14 protein-coding genes are annotated in these 16,703 nt (G+C 68.1%); 11 read left to right on the top strand and 3 right to left on the bottom strand.

The window, feature by feature from the left end; genetic code table 11:
- Positions 1-62: 62 nt before the first annotated feature.
- Entirely contained in the window at positions 63-1,184 is a 1,122-nt protein-coding gene (locus tag ABB33_RS11165) for a metallophosphoesterase (RefSeq protein WP_056932186.1), read from the top strand.
- A gap of 235 nt (positions 1,185-1,419) precedes the next feature.
- On the opposite strand, the gene ABB33_RS11160 is transcribed toward ABB33_RS11165, so the two are convergent.
- On the bottom strand, positions 1,420-2,301 hold the full coding sequence (locus tag ABB33_RS11160) for a helix-turn-helix domain-containing protein (RefSeq protein WP_225546692.1): 882 nt from the start codon (positions 2,299-2,301) through the stop codon (positions 1,420-1,422).
- A gap of 21 nt (positions 2,302-2,322) precedes the next feature.
- On the opposite strand from ABB33_RS11160, the gene ABB33_RS11155 reads away from it, so the two are divergent.
- The 7 genes from ABB33_RS11155 (at position 2,323) to mutS (ending at position 11,354) form a co-directional block, all read left to right on the top strand.
- On the top strand, positions 2,323-3,339 hold the full coding sequence (locus tag ABB33_RS11155; protein WP_056932161.1) for a beta-ketoacyl-ACP synthase 3: 1,017 nt from the start codon (positions 2,323-2,325) through the stop codon (positions 3,337-3,339).
- A gap of 2 nt (positions 3,340-3,341) precedes the next feature.
- Positions 3,342-4,334 carry an NAD-dependent epimerase/dehydratase family protein gene (locus ABB33_RS11150; protein WP_056932160.1) on the top strand — a complete coding sequence of 331 codons (993 nt, stop codon included), beginning with the start codon at positions 3,342-3,344 and terminating at the stop codon, positions 4,332-4,334.
- Positions 4,321-5,160 carry an MBL fold metallo-hydrolase gene (locus ABB33_RS11145; RefSeq protein ID WP_056932159.1) on the top strand — a complete coding sequence of 280 codons (840 nt, stop codon included), beginning with the start codon at positions 4,321-4,323 and terminating at the stop codon, positions 5,158-5,160. The genes ABB33_RS11150 and ABB33_RS11145 overlap by 14 nt, the downstream gene beginning before the upstream one ends.
- Positions 5,161-5,195: 35 nt before the next feature.
- Positions 5,196-6,320 carry an ATP-grasp domain-containing protein gene (locus tag ABB33_RS11140; protein WP_225546691.1) on the top strand — a complete coding sequence of 375 codons (1,125 nt, stop codon included), beginning with the start codon at positions 5,196-5,198 and terminating at the stop codon, positions 6,318-6,320.
- A complete protein-coding gene (locus tag ABB33_RS11135) occupies positions 6,317-7,432 on the top strand; it encodes a hypothetical protein (protein ID WP_056932157.1) in 1,116 nt (371 codons plus the stop codon). The genes ABB33_RS11140 and ABB33_RS11135 overlap by 4 nt, the downstream gene beginning before the upstream one ends.
- Positions 7,429-8,442 (top strand): aromatic ring-hydroxylating oxygenase subunit alpha, encoded by a 1,014-nt coding sequence (locus ABB33_RS11130; protein ID WP_152985051.1) that lies wholly within the window; start codon positions 7,429-7,431, stop codon positions 8,440-8,442. Before ABB33_RS11135 ends, ABB33_RS11130 begins: the two co-directional genes overlap by 4 nt.
- 356 nt (positions 8,443-8,798) lie before the next feature.
- Positions 8,799-11,354, top strand: coding sequence for a DNA mismatch repair protein MutS (mutS, locus tag ABB33_RS11125; protein ID WP_056932155.1), 2,556 nt, complete (start codon positions 8,799-8,801; stop codon positions 11,352-11,354).
- A gap of 438 nt (positions 11,355-11,792) precedes the next feature.
- Here the strand turns inward: mutS and ABB33_RS11120 are convergent, their stop codons facing one another.
- Positions 11,793-12,416 carry a glutathione S-transferase family protein gene (locus ABB33_RS11120; protein ID WP_056932154.1) on the bottom strand — a complete coding sequence of 208 codons (624 nt, stop codon included), beginning with the start codon at positions 12,414-12,416 and terminating at the stop codon, positions 11,793-11,795.
- A gap of 56 nt (positions 12,417-12,472) precedes the next feature.
- A complete protein-coding gene (locus ABB33_RS11115; protein ID WP_054664289.1) occupies positions 12,473-13,177 on the bottom strand; it encodes a helix-turn-helix transcriptional regulator in 705 nt (234 codons plus the stop codon).
- Between the two features lie 146 nt (positions 13,178-13,323).
- Here ABB33_RS11115 and ABB33_RS11110 point away from each other — a divergent pair, with 146 nt between their 5' ends.
- The 3 genes from ABB33_RS11110 to ABB33_RS11100 all read left to right on the top strand — a co-directional run bounded on the left by ABB33_RS11110 (position 13,324) and on the right by ABB33_RS11100 (position 16,630).
- Positions 13,324-13,983 carry a glutathione S-transferase family protein gene (locus ABB33_RS11110; RefSeq protein WP_054664286.1) on the top strand — a complete coding sequence of 220 codons (660 nt, stop codon included), beginning with the start codon at positions 13,324-13,326 and terminating at the stop codon, positions 13,981-13,983.
- 139 nt (positions 13,984-14,122) lie between these two features.
- Entirely contained in the window at positions 14,123-15,766 is a 1,644-nt protein-coding gene (locus ABB33_RS11105; RefSeq protein WP_056932153.1) for a catalase, read from the top strand.
- 252 nt (positions 15,767-16,018) lie between these two features.
- Positions 16,019-16,630, top strand: a complete 612-nt coding sequence (locus ABB33_RS11100; RefSeq protein WP_056932152.1) for a DUF937 domain-containing protein — start codon at positions 16,019-16,021, stop codon at positions 16,628-16,630.
- Positions 16,631-16,703: the final 73 nt, after the last annotated feature.

The raw sequence follows: 16,703 nt of genomic DNA, 5'->3' as shown, positions 1-16,703 counted from the left end.
CACCGGCCATCGCATGCTGGGCACGTGGCATGATCGGACCGCCACCGCCACAGGAAAGCCCGATGCCGACTTGCCGTCCGTCGTTCCGCCGCATGCTCCTGGCCTGCTTCGTGCTGTTCGCCAGCACCTCCGTGCTGGCCGCCCCGCCGGTCACCGAACCGGTGCATGTCGATGCCGACGGTCCTTACGTATTCCGGGAGGACGGCCGTCTGCACGCCCGCTGGATCTGCGACGACGCGGTCCAGGAGCAGGCCTTGGACGACGCGCAGGCCACGGTTGCGGCACGCTGCGGCTATCCGCACCCGGTCGCCGTGGCGCCACCGCTGCCGGTGGCCACGGCGCTGCTGCCGCCGGCCGCGCGCATCGTCGCGGTGTCCGATATCCACGGCCAGTACGGCCTGCTGGTGAAACTGCTGCGTGCCAACGGGGTCATCGATGAGCAGGACCGGTGGACGCTGGGCTGCGACACCCTGGTGATCGCCGGCGACGTGTTCGACCGCGGCCCGCAGGTCACCGAGGTGTTCTGGCTGCTGTACGGCCTGCAGCAGCAGGCCGCAGCTGCCGGTGGTGCGGTGCACTTCGTGCTCGGCAACCACGAGACCATGGTGCTGTACGACGACCTGCGCTACGTCAACCCCAAGTACCTGCGCAGCGCGCAGTTGCTCGGCCGCAGCTATCCGCAGCTGTATGGCGCCGATTCGGTGATCGGGCAGTGGCTGCGCACCCGTCCGGTGCTGCTGCGCGTCGGCGGCACGCTGTTCCTGCACGGCGGCATCTCGCCCGAGGCGCTGCAACTGGCACTGGACCCGGTCGCCACCAATGCCGCCTACCAGGCATCGCTCGGGCGCCCCAAGGCCGAGGTCAAGGCCGATCCGGCCACCGCGCCGCTGTACGACGGCAAGACCAGCCCGATCTGGTACCGCGGCTACTTCGACGGGCGCCTGGATACCGCCGGCGTGCAGAACCTGCTCGACCAGCTGGGGCTGGAGCGCATCGTCGTAGGCCATACCTCGATGCCGCACGTGAGCACGTTCCACGGCGGTCGCGTCATCGCCATCGACAGCAGCATCAAGAACGGCGAGAACGGCGAACTGCTGTTCATCGAAAACGGGAAACTCAGCCGCGGCCTGCTCGACGGCTCCCGGGTGGCGCTGGCCGAGGGGACCCTCGACGCGGGCGACTGACCCGCCACGCGGCTGCCGGCGCCGCCATCGTTCCTCGACGGAAGCCGGCCGCAGCGTGCTGGATATCGCAGGTTCCCTACGGGCGACCTGGACCGGCAGGGACGCGGGGGCATGCGGCAGTTCGTCGCCAGGCACCGACAAGAAGGCGAAGTGAGGGTGGGAATGCAGCACCCGGTCCCTCCCCGAGCCAATTTTCAACAGCCCTCCGTTCCGTCAATACGGGCGATCACATCCGCTATCGGGACTGGCTGGGATTGGTGGCCCGTCGTAGCCTGGTGAATGCGGAGTACTCCCAACTGCGCAATGCGAACACTGCGCTGCAGCCACTGCGCGCCTCCAATGGCAAGGCTGCATCCTGGCGTGCGAGAGCATCGAACTCGCGCGCCAGGCGGGACATTTCCGCAGCGATATAGCGCATCGAACCATCGGACAGCGATCCGCCCATGAAGTGGAAGCCATCGGTCGGTGCATCGAAACGCGCGGCAAAGAACTCCGGAAGGATGTGCTCGATGAAGAACCGATGGACCGAGCCATCCTTGCGCCAGGAAAAGTTGCGCGCGGTCAGCTTGCGGATCCGGTTCGGCGGCCTGTAGTCCACCAGCCGCATCGCGTCCAGCCTGAGCAGAAGCGAGACCAGTTCATTCTCGTCGATGTGGAAAGCGGCGATAATTTCCGCGAATTTCCAGTCGTTGAGCACCAGGTAAGTGATCAGCAGCAGGCGGGCATCGGCGATCAGCTCTTGCTCCTGCACGTCGCTCAATTCGGTCAACAGGACCGGGCCCTGTCCATCGCCGCGGATCAGCTCCTCCATGCCGACTCCGAGGACTTCGCAGATGCGGTCCAATCGCCCCAGCGAGAAATTGCCCCGGCTGAGGTCGCGCTTCACCGTCGGCTCACTGACGCCCAGTTGTGCGGCAAGGTCGCGATAGGTCATGCCCCTCGCCCGCAGCAGTTCACGGATACCGCGCAGGATGAGCTTTGACCCCGACATGATTGACCTTCCAGCGAGTTGATCGACGCAAAAAGTATCACTATTTGATACCTTCCCGAGCATCAACTGCGCTCCGCGCTCCCGCTGCTTGCCGCCATTCGATGGGTCGAACAGGCTCTCGCTCACCTCAACCGAACAACCTGTCGAATGGACCACGACTCCCCGCATCCGATACCGCTGCGCATCCTGGGAACGGGCGAGTACATCCCATCGCGCCGGGTGGACTCGAACGAGTTCGACCGTCGATGGAGCAAGCCCGACGGTTGGACCCGGCGCCATGTGGGGATCGACTACCGGCATTTCGCCGGCGCCGACGAGCCGGCTTCGATGATGGCTGCGCAGGCGGCACAGGATGCGTTGCGGCGCGCCGACCTGCGCGCCGACCAGGTCGATGCGGTGATCAGCGTTTCCGGGGTGATGGAGCAGGCGATCCCCTGCACCGCCGCATTGGTGCAGCGGCGACTGGGACTGTCGGGCAGCCGTATTCCGGCCTTCGATGTCAACGCCACCTGCCTAGGCTTTCTGGTCGCACTGGACCTGGTCGCCTCGGCGATCGCGACGCACCGCTTCCGCCGCGTGCTGCTGGTCGCCGGCGAAGTCGCTTCGGCTGGACTCGACTGGGACGATACGGACACCGCCGCCCTGTTCGGCGACGGCGCAGCCGCGGTCGTCGTGGAAGCAGCCGGGAAAGGTGACGCTTCGTGCCTGCTGGCTACACACATGGAAACCCACAGCGAAGGCACGGAATTCTGCCAGGTGCGCGCCGGCGGTACCCGCGTGCGCCTGTCCGATGGCGCCGGACAATTCTCAGCCGCCTCGCGCTTCGAGATGTCCGGGCGCGCGACCTACCGTTTGGCCGCGCAGAAGCTGCCCGGCTTCATGCGCGCGCTATTCGACCGCGCGAACGTGGCGGCCGGGGATCTGAAGCGGCTGGTCCCGCACCAGGCCAGCGTGAAAGCGCTGGACCACCTGCAACGCGCATTGCGGTTGCCGCAGGATAGTTTGGTGCGGATCCTGGAAACGCACGGCAACCAGATGGCGGCATCGATTCCATTGGCGCTGCACCACGCGATAGAGCACGGCGATCTGCGCCGCGGCGACCTGTTCGCGATGGTCGGCTCCGGTGCCGGCCTGTCGTTCGCCGGCGCGGTACTGAGGTACTGAGCATGGCGCAGATCCTGGTCACCGGCGCTACCGGCTTCATCGGCAGCCACGCCGTGCGGCGGTTGGCCTCTGCCGGACACCAGATCATTGCCACCGGCCGCGATCCGACCCGGCTGCCTGCCGGCGACGGCCTGATCCGGCCCGTTGCCGCCGACCTGGCAGGCGACGCGCTCGAGCCGCTCCTCGCCGGATGCGACGTCGTCGTGCACTGCGCGGCATTGTCCGCGCCATGGGGCTCCGCCGAGGCGTTCCGCAGGGCGAACGTGACCGCGACCGCGCGACTGCTCGACGCCGCGCGGCGCCAGCGCGTTAGCCGCTTCGTCCATCTCGGCTCGCCGAGCATCTACTTCCGGTTCCGCGACCAGTTCGGCGTAGGCGAGGAGTTCACTCCCCCGCCACGCTGGATCACCGAGTACGCACGCAGCAAGTGGGAGTCTGAATGTCTGGTGCGCGACGCGTGCGTAGATGGCATGCAGACGCTGATCCTGCGTCCGCGCGCGGTATATGGGGAAGGCGACCGCGCGATCCTGCCGCGACTGATGGCCGTGGCCGCACGCGGCTGGTTTCCGCTAGTCGACGGCGGTCGTGCACTGATTGATGTTACCCACGTCGACAACCTCGTCGCACTGATGGCGCATTGCGTGGATGCCGATCTGCCCGCCAACGGCCGCGCCTACAACGTCAGCAACGGCGAGCCGGTGCGCGTGCGTACGCTGCTCGAAAATCTGTTCGCCGCACTCGGCCGCGACGTGAGGCTGGTGTCGGTGCCGCGCGCACCGGCATTGGCGCTGGCAACGTTGTCCGAGTGCCTGTCCCGGCTGCGGGCTGGCCGGCCGGAACCCCGCTTGAGCCGCTACGGCATTGGCGTGATCGGCTATTCGCAAACACTGGACATCACGCGCGCGCAGCGCGAACTGGGCTACCGCCCACACACGGACATGCAGGCCAGCCTCGCCCGCTTCGCACGCTGGTGGGAGACCCATGGCCACGCTTGAATGGCGGCTCTACGAAGCCGGGCATTGCACACACCCCGAACTGGCGACCCGCCGGGGCGCTTCGCCGCGCGCGTGCGAGTTTCCCGCCCTGGTCACGCTGCTGCGGCACCCGGAGCACGGCCGGATCCTGTTCGACACCGGCTATTCCGGACATTTCCTGGACGCCACCGCGCGGTTCCCGGAGCGGCTGTATCGGCTGGTCACGCCCGTCAATCTGTCACCATGCGAATCGCTGGCGGCACAACTGCACCGCGATGGCGTTGCACCGGAGGACATCGGCTGGGTGGTGGTTTCGCACCTGCATGGGGACCATGTCGGTGGGCTGGCCGATTTCGCGGGCGCACGCGTTGCCTGTTCGCGCGCGGCGTGGGACGACCTGCACGGGCGCTCCCGCCTGGGTGCGCTGCGCGTGGGCCTGCTGCCGTCCTTGCTGGAACGGCAACAGCACGCGTCGCTGCACTGGTTCGAAGACCGACCGGCGCGGGAACTGCAACCGCCGTTCGACCATTTCGGCCATGGCTACGATCTGTTCGGCGACGCCAGCCTGCTGCTGGTGCCACTACCGGGCCATGCTGCCGGACATTTCGGCGCATTGTTCGATGACGGAAACGGCCCCGTTTTCCTGGTTGCGGACGCCAGCTGGTCGTCGCAGGCGATTCGCGACAATGCGCCACCGCCCGCGCTGGTCACCAGCTGGCTCGGAGACACCACTGCCTATCGCGATACGCTCGCCCGGCTGCATGATCTGCATCGCACCACCCCGCGACTGCGCATCGTGCCTTCGCATTGCCACGAGTGGCGTCCCCGTCGGGAGCGGCAACGATGACATGTCGGGTCCTGATCCTCGGAGGCCGCGCACCGGTGGCACTGGACCATGCGCGCCGCTTCCACCGCCACGGTTGGGAAGTGCATATCGCCGACAGCATTCCGTGCCGCCTGTCGGGCTGGTCGTCCTCGGTCACCGGGACCCATTCGCTGCGGTCACCGCGCCACGACGCCCGTGGCTTCGTCGCCGACCTCAACCACGCTGTCACCGCCCGGGGCATCGATCTGCTGGTGCCGACCTGCGAGGAAGCGCTGCATCTTTCACGCCACCGCACCGCGTTGCCACGCGAACTGCACGTCGCGGTGGATGAATTCGACAAGCTGGCGGCATTGCACAGCAAATGGGAGTTCGTCCGCATCGCCCGCAGCAACGGCATGCCTACCCCGGCCAGCGGCCGCGTGCGCACACTGGCCCAGGCACGTGAATGGGCGCGCGGTCGAGCAGTCGTGGTGAAGCCTGAATTCTCACGCTTCGGCGTGCACGTGCGCCTGTACCCTCATGGCATCACGGGCGATGCGCCGGAGCTGCCGCCGCTGGGCGATTGGGTCGTGCAGGCCTTCGTCACAGGCGATGAACTGTGCAGCTATGCCATCGCCGACCGCGGCCGGCTGCTGGCGCACGTGATCTACCGCCCCGCGTATCGGCTGGCGCGCAGCTCGAGCTATTACTTCGACCCGGTGCGACGGCCCGCGATCCACGATGCCGTCGCTGCCTTCGTCCGCGGGACCGGATACAGCGGCCAGGTTTCCTTCGACTGGATCGAAACCTGCGACGGCGAAGCGCTGGCGCTGGAATGCAATCCGCGCGCGACCAGCGGTCTGCACCTATTCCCGTTCGCTGCGGATCTGCCGACGGCGCTGCTCGGCGATGGCGATCTGCGCGAACCTTGGCCCGCAAAGCCGAAGATGATCGCCGCGCTGATGACGATGGCGGGGTTGCCGGCGGCAGTGAGGAACCGACGGTTTGGAAAGTGGTTGAGAGACTTCCAGCGTGCGGATGACGTGATCTCGGTACCCGGCGATCGCCTGCCGCCGGCAGGCAGCATCGGCGACCTGGCTTCCTACTCACGGCTGGCGCTCCTGCAGCGCTGCAGCCTGCGCGAGGCGGCGACACGCGACATCGAATGGGACGGCGAACCACTGGAGGCACTGGGCGTATGACCGCACTTGCCGCCGCCGATGAGGAGAGCTTCGCGGCACGCGCCCGTGCCTTTGCGACGATTCATGCCGGCCGCGCGACGGAAACGCTGATATCCAATCTGCATGCGCGCGTCGAAACGATCCGCTGCGCTGCCGGCGACCTGCCCGTGACCGTTCACGACGGCCGCGCCGGTGACGCGTGGGTCTGTTCGCCACGCACCACCTACGCTGATTGCGCCGCTGAGGAGAGTGCACGCTACCTTCCCGGCTGGATGGCGCCGGCATCGCTGCGCATGATCTCGTCGATCGGGCGGTCCTTGGGCTGGGCCGGAATCGACCATGCCGTGGCGATCAACAACTGGCTGTTGTCGACCAACCTGTACCCGCCGCGGGCGTGGCTGGATCCCGGTGTATTGCTGGAGCAAGCGGTCGCCCGTTGGCCCCACCATGCGCTATGGTTCCGCTCGCTCAATGAGCATGACAACGCCGACTGGCTCGAGGCACTGCAGGCGGCCGGTTGCCGCCTCGTCGCCAGCCGCCAGGTTTACCTGTACGCCGATATCGGCGCATTGGCAGGCATGCATGGCAACTTGAAGCGCGATCTGGCGCTGCCGCGGAAGACCTCGTTGCGGCACTGCCGGGACCAGGACATCACCGACACTGACTACGCGCGCATCGCCGAACTATATGCCCTGCTCTACATCGGCAAGTATTCGCGTTTCAATCCGATGTACAGCGAGGCGTTCCTGCGCTGCTGGCACCACGCTGGCCTGCTGGCGTTCGAGGGCTTCCGTGATGCCGACGGCCGGCTGACGTGCGTTATCGGCCTGTTCCGCATGGGGCGCACGGCTACAGCGCCCATCGTCGGCTATGACACAACGCAGCCGCAAAAGTCGGCACTGTATCGATTGACGACCGCTTGCGCCTACCGTGCCTGCCTCGAGCACGGCTGGCGGCTGAACTTCAGCGCAGGTGCAGCAGGCTTCAAACGTCTCCGTGGCGGCATGCCCTCGATCGAGTACAGCGCGGTCTACGCACGCCACCTTCCGACGCGCACGCGCATCGCGGTCGATGCGCTGTCATCGACCACGTGCCGGATCGGCATTCCATTGCTGCGCAGGTACCGCCTGTGAAGCCCTGGCATCCCTCGCTGTTCGCGCACTGGTACGCAGTGGCCCGCGCCGACGAGGTCGGGCCGAGGCCGATGGCGATTTCGGTCATGGACAGACATCTGGCCTTGGCACGCACAGGCGCAGGTGCATTGATTGCGCTGGAAGACCGCTGCCCGCACCGCCACGCACCGCTATCCGCCGGCCGCGTCTCAGGCGATCGCCTGGCGTGTCCGTACCACGGCTGGTCGTTCGGTGCGGATGGGCGCCTGTGCGATATCCCCGGTTTGCCGCCGGATATCGCACTGCCCGACGTGCGTGTCCACGCCTTCGCCACGTGCGAGCTCGACGGCTTCGTCTGGCTGCGGCCGGGTCGTACCGGCGCGACCGAGCCCAATGCCATGATCCGCGCGACCGATCCGAACACACGCCGCTTCCTGTGGCGCACCTGCTGGCCGGCCAACGTGGTCGACGCGATGGAGAACTTCCTCGACCCGATGCATACGCACTTCATTCACGCCGGACTGGTCCGGCGCGATGATCGCCGCGTGCCGGCGACCGTCGGTTTCCATACCACGGCAGAAGGCTTTACCGTCGAGTACCACGGCATGCCTTCCCAATCCGGGCTGCTGTATCGACTGTTCGAATCCAAACGCATCGTCGAACGCGCGCACTTCGCCGCACCCGGCAGTACCCGGCTGGAATATGCCTATGCGAACGGCAGCCGAGTGTTGATCGACCTGCACTTCACGCCGCGGACGCAGGACACGACAGATGTCTTCGTCGCCCTGCATGTCGAAGGCCGCTGGGCGCCGGCCTGGGCAGTACGCCTGCTGGCCTGGCCGTTCCTGAAACGGGTCAATGCCCAGGACACGGAAATGCTCCGGTTGCAAGCCATGAACAAGCAGCGGTTCGGCAACCGGAATGGCGCCTCGACCTCCCTGGACATCTTGCGCGGCGCGCTGGAACAATTCTGGACGAACGGCGAATGGCCCGAGCTCCCGACGACGCGGGAAGTGCAGATGATGCTCTAGGCAGGATCTGCCGCGGTCATTGTCGGTAAATCGATGTCCGCCGGGGGCGAATCGGTTCAAATGGCCACTTGGGATCATTACCCTCTACCGCTGTCAATGAAGTCGTTCTCAAGTCGCCATGTCCCGCATGGGTACCCGATGAACACTCCACAGCTGCCCAGAGCCTGTTTTGCGCCCTTGTTCACCCTACCAAAGAGCATTGGAAAAACGCGTAAGCTGTTGCTCCAACTTGGGAAGTACCTACCAAGTAATGGCATACACCGATAATGTTCATGAGCAAGACAACTTGCTCCAAAAATCCACATAAGCCATTGAATACGAAAGAAGTACAACCAACCGCACAAGTAACGCCGTTGATGAAGCAGTTCTTCGCGGCCAAGGCCGATTACCCGGACCTGCTGCTGTTCTTCCGGATGGGCGATTTCTACGAGCTGTTCTATGACGACGCGCGCAAGGCCGCGCGGCTGCTGGACATCACCCTGACCCAGCGCGGCAGCTCCGGTGGCGCGCCGATCCCGATGGCCGGGGTGCCGGTGCATGCCTACGAGGGCTACCTGGCGCGGCTGGTGGCGCTGGGCGAGTCGGTGGCGATCTGCGAGCAGATCGGCGACCCGGCGCTGGCCAAGGGCCTGGTCGAACGCAAGGTGGTGCGCATCGTCACCCCCGGCACGGTCACCGACGAAGCCCTGCTGGACGAGCGCCGCGACACCCTGCTGATGGCGCTTTCGCGCAGCAAGCAGGGCTACGGCCTGGCCTGGGCCGACCTGGCCGGCGGCCGCTTCATGGTCAACGAGGTCGAGACCGAGGACGCACTGGAAGCCGAGCTGGCGCGGCTGGAACCGGCCGAGCTGCTGGTGCCGGACGAAGAGAACTGGCCGGAATTCCTGCGCCAGCGCAGCGGCGTGCGCCGCCGCGCGCCATGGTTGTTCGATGCCGACAGCGGCCGCCGCCAGCTGCTGGCCTTCTTCAAGCTGCACGATCTTTCCGGCTTCGGCATCGACGACAAGCCGCGCGCCACCGCCGCCGCCGGCGCGCTGCTCGGCTATGTCGAGGAAACCCAGAAGCAGCGGCTGCCGCACCTGACCTCGATCGCGGTGGAAACCGCCGGCGAGGCGATCGCGATGAGTGCCGCCACCCGCCGCCACCTGGAGCTGGACACGCGCGTGGACGGCGACACCCGCAACACCCTGCTGGGCGTGCTCGACAGCACGGTGACGCCGATGGGCGGGCGCCTGCTGCGACGCTGGCTGCACCGCCCGCTGCGCCTGCGCGAGGTACTGCAGCAGCGCCACCACGCGGTGGCGACGCTGATCGACCGCGGCGCCGACGCCGACCTGCGCGAGTCGTTCCGCGCGCTCGGCGACATCGAGCGCATCCTCACCCGCATGGCGCTGCGCTCGGCGCGCCCGCGCGATTTTTCCACCCTGCGCGACGGCCTGGGCATGCTGCCGGCGATCGCCGCGCAGCTGGAGGCGCTGGATTCGCCACGCCTGCAGCAGCTGCGAGCCGAGCTCGGCTCGCACGACGACAGCGCGCACCTGCTGGCCGGCGCCATCGCCACGCAACCGCCGCTCAAGCTGTCCGACGGCGGGGTGATCGCCGAGGGCTTCGATGCCGAACTGGACGAACTGCGGCGGCTGTCCACCCATGCCGACCAGTTCCTGATCGACCTGGAGGCGCGCGAACGCGAGAGCAGTGGCATCGCGAACCTGAAGGTCGGCTACAACCGGGTGCACGGCTACTACATCGAGATCAGCAAGGGCCAGGCCGACAAGGCGCCGGTGCACTACACCCGGCGCCAGACGCTGACCAACGCCGAGCGCTACATCACCGAGGAACTCAAGAACTTCGAGGACAAGGTGCTGTCGGCGCGCGAGCGCTCGCTGTCGCGCGAGAAGCTGCTGTACGAAGGCCTGCTGGATACCATCGGCGAGCGCCTGGAACCGCTCAGGCGCTGCGCCGCCGCGCTGAGCGAGCTGGACGTACTGGCCTGCTTCGCCGAACGCGCGCAGGCGCTGGACTGGGCGCGGCCGGAACTGGACACCGCGCCGTGCCTGAAGATCGAGCGCGGCCGCCACCCGGTGGTGGAAGCGGTGCGCGAGGCGCCGTTCGAGCCCAACGACCTGGACCTGCACCCACAGCGGCGCATGCTGGTCATTACCGGCCCGAACATGGGCGGCAAATCGACCTACATGCGGCAGAACGCACTGATCGTGCTGCTGGCCCACATCGGCAGCTTCGTGCCGGCCAGCCGCGCGGTGATCGGCCCGATCGACCGCATCCTCACCCGCATCGGCGCCGGCGACGACCTGGCCAAGGGCCAGTCGACCTTCATGGTCGAAATGGCCGAGACCAGCTACATCCTGCACCACGCCACCGCGCACTCGCTGGTGCTGATGGACGAGATCGGCCGCGGCACCTCCACCTACGACGGCCTGGCCCTGGCCGACGCGGTCGCGCGCCACCTTGCCCACGTCAACCGCTGCTACACCCTGTTCGCCACGCACTACTTCGAACTGACCGCACTGGCCGACGAGCCGCACGAGGGCGGTCCCAGCGGCATCGCCAACGTGCACCTGGACGCGGTGGAACACGGTGAAACGCTGGTGTTCATGCACGCGGTCAAGGACGGCCCGGCCAACCGCAGCTTCGGCCTGCAGGTGGCCGCGCTGGCCGGCCTGCCCCGTGCCACCGTGGCGCAGGCGCGGCGGCGCCTGGCCGAGCTGGAACAGCGCGGTGGCGAGACCCACGCCGCGCAGATGGCGCCACAGGCCCTGGATGCGCCGCAGCAGTTCGGCCTGTTCGCGCCCGTGTCCTCGGCGGCACTGGAAGCACTGCAGGCGATCGATCCGGACGAGCTGACGCCGAAGCAGGCGTTGGAAGCGCTGTACCGGATGAAGTCGTTGCTGTGAGCGGAATCGCTCACTGACTGCATGCCGCTGCAATTGCGGTTGCGGTTGCGGTTGCGGTTGCGGTTGCGGTTGCGGTTGCCCGTGATTCTGCAGTTGCCCGATGGCTTTTGACTTCCGGATCCCCTGCCTACGCGCCCAACCCGCTACGCGGGCTGGGTCCACTCCACCTCCGGGATTTTTCGACACGCCCCAGCTGCGATGCAGCTGGGGCCGGGGCAGTCGCCTCAAGGCGCCAGCCCGCTCACCGGGGCGAAGCAGTGCTTCGCCTATTTCCGGTTCGCCCCTGTCGTGTCGAAAAACGACATGCGTCCCTGCACGTCGCCCCTGCGGGGTCTTGTCCGTCGGCTCCGTCGCTGCGGAAGGGAATCCGGAAGTCAAAAGCAGAGCAACTTCACAAGCACGGCAACGGCAACGGCAACGGTGGGCAGCGTGCCTCGCTCAGGCACTCTCCGCCCGCGCCGCCACCAGCGCATCGTCCCGCGCGTTGGCCCGCACTGCCGCCGGCCGCTGCAGGTGCGCCGCCGCATACGCTTCGAACGCCGGCCTGGGCTCGAGCTCGCCCATCCGCATGTAGTAGCCAAGCACCGCCGCCATGTACAGATCGGCGACGCTGAACCGGTCCCCCACCAGATACCGCCGGCCTGCCAGCGCACCTTCCAGGGTGCGCATCAGGTCGGCCTCGCTGCCGTAGCCCGCCTCCCTCGCCGGTGCCAGCGCGCCATGCCGGCGTGCACTGATGAACGACTCCAGCGGACCGGCGGCGAACAGCACCCAGCGGTAGCATTCGCCACGTGCCGGTGAACCCGGCGGCGGCAGCAGGTGCTGGTCCGGGACCTGTTCGGCCAGGTGCAGGCAGATGGCCGCGTTCTCGGTCACCACGCTGTCGCCGTGGCGCAGCGCCGGCACCTTGCCCATCGGGTTGATCGCCAGGTACTCCGGCGCCTTCATCGTGGTGCCGTAATCGAGGATGACCTCCTCGTAGGGCAGGCCGGTCTCTTCCAGCATCCAGCGCGCGACGCGGCCGCGGGAGAACGGGTGGGTGTAGAAAACCAACGTGTGCATGGCGAGCTCCTGTGGCGGGAGCCGGCAGTGTGCGCGGGGGCTGCTGACAGCGGCTGTCAGCAGTCGGCAGCCAGCGCCTTGCGCTGCCGCCGCTGCTCGCCCCAGCGTTTGAGCAGCCGGTGCCGCTGCTCCGGGTAGCACTGGCCGGTATCGTGCAGGGCCAGCACGCGGTCGGCGCGGAAATGGCGGAAATCGCCGCGCATCTCGCACCAGGCCGCCAGCAGCCGGACCTCGGCCAGGAAGGCCATCGCGAACGGCCAGATCACCCGCTCGCTGGCGCGGTCCTCGGCATCGCGGTAATGGATGCGCACCGCATGCCCGGCGCGGATCGCGCGGCGCAGCGCCGGCAGCCAGGGCTCCGGCTCGGTCGGGTGCCACTGCGGCGCGTACAGGCCGCTGGTCTCCACCTGCAGCCGCAGGTTCTCCGGCAGTACCCCGGTGACCCGGTCCAGTGCCGCGCCGGCGGCGGCGGCTAGGTCCGGGTCGGCGTGCGAGGCCACCCAGCGCACGCCAAGCACGATCGCCTCCAGTTCCTCGGCCGAGAACATCATCTGCGGCAGCAGGAAGCCACCACGCAGCTGGTAGCCGACGCCCGGGTCGCCGCCGATGTCCGCACCCTGCCCGCGCAGCGCGTCGATATCGCGGTACAGCGTGCGCAGGCTCACCCCCAGCTGTTCGGCCAGCTGCGCACCGCGCACCGGGTTGCGCCGCCGCCGCAGTTCGTCCAGCAGGTGCAGCAGGCGGGTGGCGCGTTCGCTCATGCGGGGCGGTCCAGGAGGGTTCGGGGGCGATGCGCAGTCTGGCAGATGGCGGCCGTCCACGGCATCGGCATGGCCGCCCGTGCCCCTTGCGCGGCGCCGGCATTCCGCCCACATTGCCATCGCCGGCATCCGCCGCGGAGGCTCCCATGTCGCTGCAGCTCTATGGCCATCCGTTCTCCTCGTACACCCAGAAGGTGCTCATCGCCCTGTACGAGAACGCCACGCCGTTCCAGTTCCGCATGCTGGGTCCGGACACGCCGGACAATGCGGCCGAATGGCTGCGGCGCTGGCCGCTGCGCAGGTTCCCGCTGCTGGTGGACGACGGGCGCAGCGTGGTGGAGAGCAGCATCATCATCGAGTACCTGCAGCAGCGGCATGCCGGCCCGGTGCGGCTGCTGCCGGACGCCCCGGAGGCCGCGCTGGAAGTACGCTTCCTCGACCGCTTCTTCGACCTGCACGTGATGAGTCCGGTGCAGCATGCGGTCGGCGGTGCGCTGAGCGGCGACGACGGCAAGGCCGGCGATGCACTGGCCAGCGCGGTGGAACGGCTGGAGCTGGCCTACGCCTGGCTAGAGGACCAGTTGGCCGGCAGGCAGTGGGCGGCCGGCGCAGCCTTCACCCTGGCCGACTGCGCCGCCGCACCGGCGCTGTTCTACGCCGACTGGACGCACCGCATCGCCGCCCACCATCGCGCGCTGTGCGACTACCGGGCGCGCCTGCTCGCCCGGCCTTCGTTCGCCCGCGCCGTCGCCGAAGCCCGGCCCTACCGGCCGCTGTTCCCGCTGGGCGCGCCCGACCGCGACTGACCCCTTGCAGCCGGCGCAACCGGCGCGTCACGCCATAGACGGGGCCTATTACTCCGAGCGGATCATTCGATTTTCCATTTCACCCACCCGTAGCTATCGTCGTTGCACGATGTTTCCAGATGCCAGCCAGGAGCCCGCCATGAGCAGCAACGACAGCAAACCCACCTGCCCGTACCATGTCGCGCCCACGCCGACGCAGGCCGCGCAGTCGCAGCGCGATACCCGTACCACCCCCGCCCAGAAGCACGGCGACGCACCGGTCACGCCGATGACCACCGCCTTCGGCGCGCCGGTGGTGGACAACCAGAACAGCCGCACCGCCGGGCCGCGCGGGCCGCTGCTGATGGAAGACGTGTGGCTGCTGGAGAAGCTGGCCAACCTCAACCGCGAAGTGATCCCGGAACGGCGCATGCATGCCAAGGGTTCGGGCGCGTTCGGCACCTTCACCGTCACCCACGACATCACCCGCTACACCCGCGCCAGGCTCTTCTCCGAGGTCGGCAAGAAGACGGAAATGTTCGCCCGCTTCACCACCGTGGCCGGCGAACGCGGCGCGGCCGATGCCGAGCGCGACATCCGCGGCTTCGCGCTGAAGTTCTACACCGAGGAAGGCAACTGGGACCTGGTGGGCAACAACACGCCGGTGTTCTTCCTGCGCGACCCGCGCAAGTTCGCCGACCTCAACAAGGCGGTCAAGCGCGACCCGCATACCAACCTGCGCAGCGCGCGCAACAACTGGGATTTCTGGACCCTGCTGCCGGAAGCGCTGATGCAGGTCACCGTGGTGATGAGCGACCGCGGCATCCCGCGCACGTTCCGCCACATGCACGGCTTCGGTTCGCACACCTACAGCTTCACCAACGCCGGCGGCGAGCGCTTCTGGGTGAAGTTCCACTTCCACAGCCAGCAGGGCATCGAGGCGCTGACCGACGCCCAGGCCGAAGTGCTCGCCGGCAAGGACCGCGAAAGCCACGGCCGCGACCTGTTCCAGGCGATCGAGCGCGGCGATTTCCCGAAATGGAAGCTGTTCGTGCAGATCATGCCCGAGCTCGATGCCGAGACCTACCGGTTCCATCCGTTCGACCTGACCAAGGTGTGGCCGAAGAGCGACTACCCATTGATCGAAGTGGGCGAGTTCGAGCTCAACCGCAACCCGGACAACTGGTACCAGGACGTCGAACAGTCGGCGTTCGCGCCGAGCAACCTGGTGCCGGGCATCGGTCCGTCGCCGGACAAGATGCTGCAGGCGCGACTGTTCGCCTATTCCGATGCGCAGCGCTACCGGCTGGGCGTCAACCACCACCAGATCCCGGTGAACGCGGCGCGCTGCCCGGTGCACAGCAACCACCGCGACGGTGCCATGCGCGTGGACGGCAACTACGGCGGGCTGCCGCATTACGAGCCCAACAGCTACGGCCAGTGGCAGGAGCAGCCACAGTACCGCGAGCCGCCGCTGCGCATCCGCGGCGATGCCGATTTCTGGAATTTCCGCGAGGACGACAGCGACTACTTCAGCCAGCCCGGCGCGCTGTTCCGCAGCTACGACCCGGCGCAGCAGCAGCGCCTGTTCGACAACACTGCGCGCGCGCTGGGCGATGCGCCTGACTTCATCAAGCAGCGCCACGTGGACAACTGCAGCAAGGCCGACCCGGCCTATGGCGCCGGTGTCGCGGCGGCGTTGAGGAAGCTGGCGGAAAGCGGCCCGGCGGACCCGTTCGCACCGGCACGGCCGGAAGCCGGGTTCCCCAGGGCCACGCCAGGCGCGGAAGACATCGTGCTGTAAACGTCCCCGGCCCCGCCTGCGGGCGGGGCCGGTTGCGCCGCGGCCGGCCCATCACCCCACGCACCCACCGCCCTCGCCCGACAGGCGCTCAACGGGGCGTCCGCTGCCGGGCCGCGCCCAATGCCCCCGCCCCATGGCTGTGCGGCGCACGTACCGGGCCCGTCCGGCCGGGTCCGCCGCCGGCATGGCCGCCCATGCCCGTCCCCGGCGGCGCTACCATGGCCATGCACATTCACCGCCAGGACCCGCCCGATGAGCCTCACCGACGATCTTCTTGCCCAGTTGCAGGGCGCACCGCTGCAGCAGGTCTCCCAGCAGCTGGGGCTGGACAGCCAGCAGGCCGCAGGCGCGATCAGCGCCGCGCTGCCGCTGCTGATGGGCGCACTGGGCAACAACGCCGCCCGGCCGCAGGGCGCCGAAGCCCTGCTGGGGGCGCTGCAGGACAACCACAGCGGCCTGGACATCGGCGGCGTGCTCGGGGCGGTGCTTGGCGGCGGAAACAGCCCGGCCACCAACGGCGCCGGCACCCTCGGCCACATCTTCGGCGGCAGCCAGGGCCGTGCCGAGGCCGGCCTGGCCCAGGCCACCGGCCTGGGCAGCGACCGTGCCGGGCAACTGCTCAGGATCCTCGCGCCGGTGGTGATGGCCTACCTGGCCCAGCGCATGTCCGCGGGCGACCAGGCGCAGGTCGATGCCGACGGCCTGGGCCGGATGCTCGGCCAGGAAAAACAGCACGTGGTGCAGCAGGGGGGTGTTGCCGGCGGCCTGCTCGGCAGCCTGCTCGACCAGGACGGCGATGGCCAGCTCGGTGTATCCGACCTGATCCGGCTCGGCAGCGGCCTGCTGGGCAGCGGCAAGCGCTGAGCCACCGCTCCGGCGGCGGGCGCTGCCCGCGGCGTCGCTGGTGGTACGGCACCGGCGCAGGCCTGCGGGCCTG

It is taken from the genome of Stenotrophomonas acidaminiphila, assembly GCF_001431595.1.
GTDB classification, from domain to species: Bacteria; Pseudomonadota; Gammaproteobacteria; order Xanthomonadales; family Xanthomonadaceae; genus Stenotrophomonas; species Stenotrophomonas acidaminiphila.
The sequence above is the reverse complement of the archived record's forward strand: the minus strand, read 5'-3'. Positions and strand labels throughout refer to the sequence as shown.

Bases quoted from the DNA above. Each gene is read 5' to 3' on its own strand.
- ABB33_RS11120 (WP_056932154.1), bottom strand. From the start codon at position 12,416: ATGCACACGTTGGTTTTCTACACCCACCCGTTCTCCCGCGGCCGCGTC.
- ABB33_RS11165 (WP_056932186.1), top strand. From the start codon at position 63: ATGCCGACTTGCCGTCCGTCGTTCCGCCGCATGCTCCTGGCCTGCTTC.
- ABB33_RS11100 (WP_056932152.1), top strand. From the start codon at position 16,019: ATGAGCCTCACCGACGATCTTCTTGCCCAGTTGCAGGGCGCACCGCTG.
- ABB33_RS11155 (WP_056932161.1), top strand. From the start codon at position 2,323: ATGGACCACGACTCCCCGCATCCGATACCGCTGCGCATCCTGGGAACG.
- ABB33_RS11145 (WP_056932159.1), top strand. From the start codon at position 4,321: ATGGCCACGCTTGAATGGCGGCTCTACGAAGCCGGGCATTGCACACAC.
- ABB33_RS11135 (WP_056932157.1), top strand. From the start codon at position 6,317: ATGACCGCACTTGCCGCCGCCGATGAGGAGAGCTTCGCGGCACGCGCC.
- ABB33_RS11150 (WP_056932160.1), top strand. From the start codon at position 3,342: ATGGCGCAGATCCTGGTCACCGGCGCTACCGGCTTCATCGGCAGCCAC.
- ABB33_RS11110 (WP_054664286.1), top strand. From the start codon at position 13,324: ATGTCGCTGCAGCTCTATGGCCATCCGTTCTCCTCGTACACCCAGAAG.
- ABB33_RS11105 (WP_056932153.1), top strand. From the start codon at position 14,123: ATGAGCAGCAACGACAGCAAACCCACCTGCCCGTACCATGTCGCGCCC.
- mutS (WP_056932155.1), top strand. From the start codon at position 8,799: ATGAAGCAGTTCTTCGCGGCCAAGGCCGATTACCCGGACCTGCTGCTG.
- ABB33_RS11115 (WP_054664289.1), bottom strand. From the start codon at position 13,177: ATGAGCGAACGCGCCACCCGCCTGCTGCACCTGCTGGACGAACTGCGG.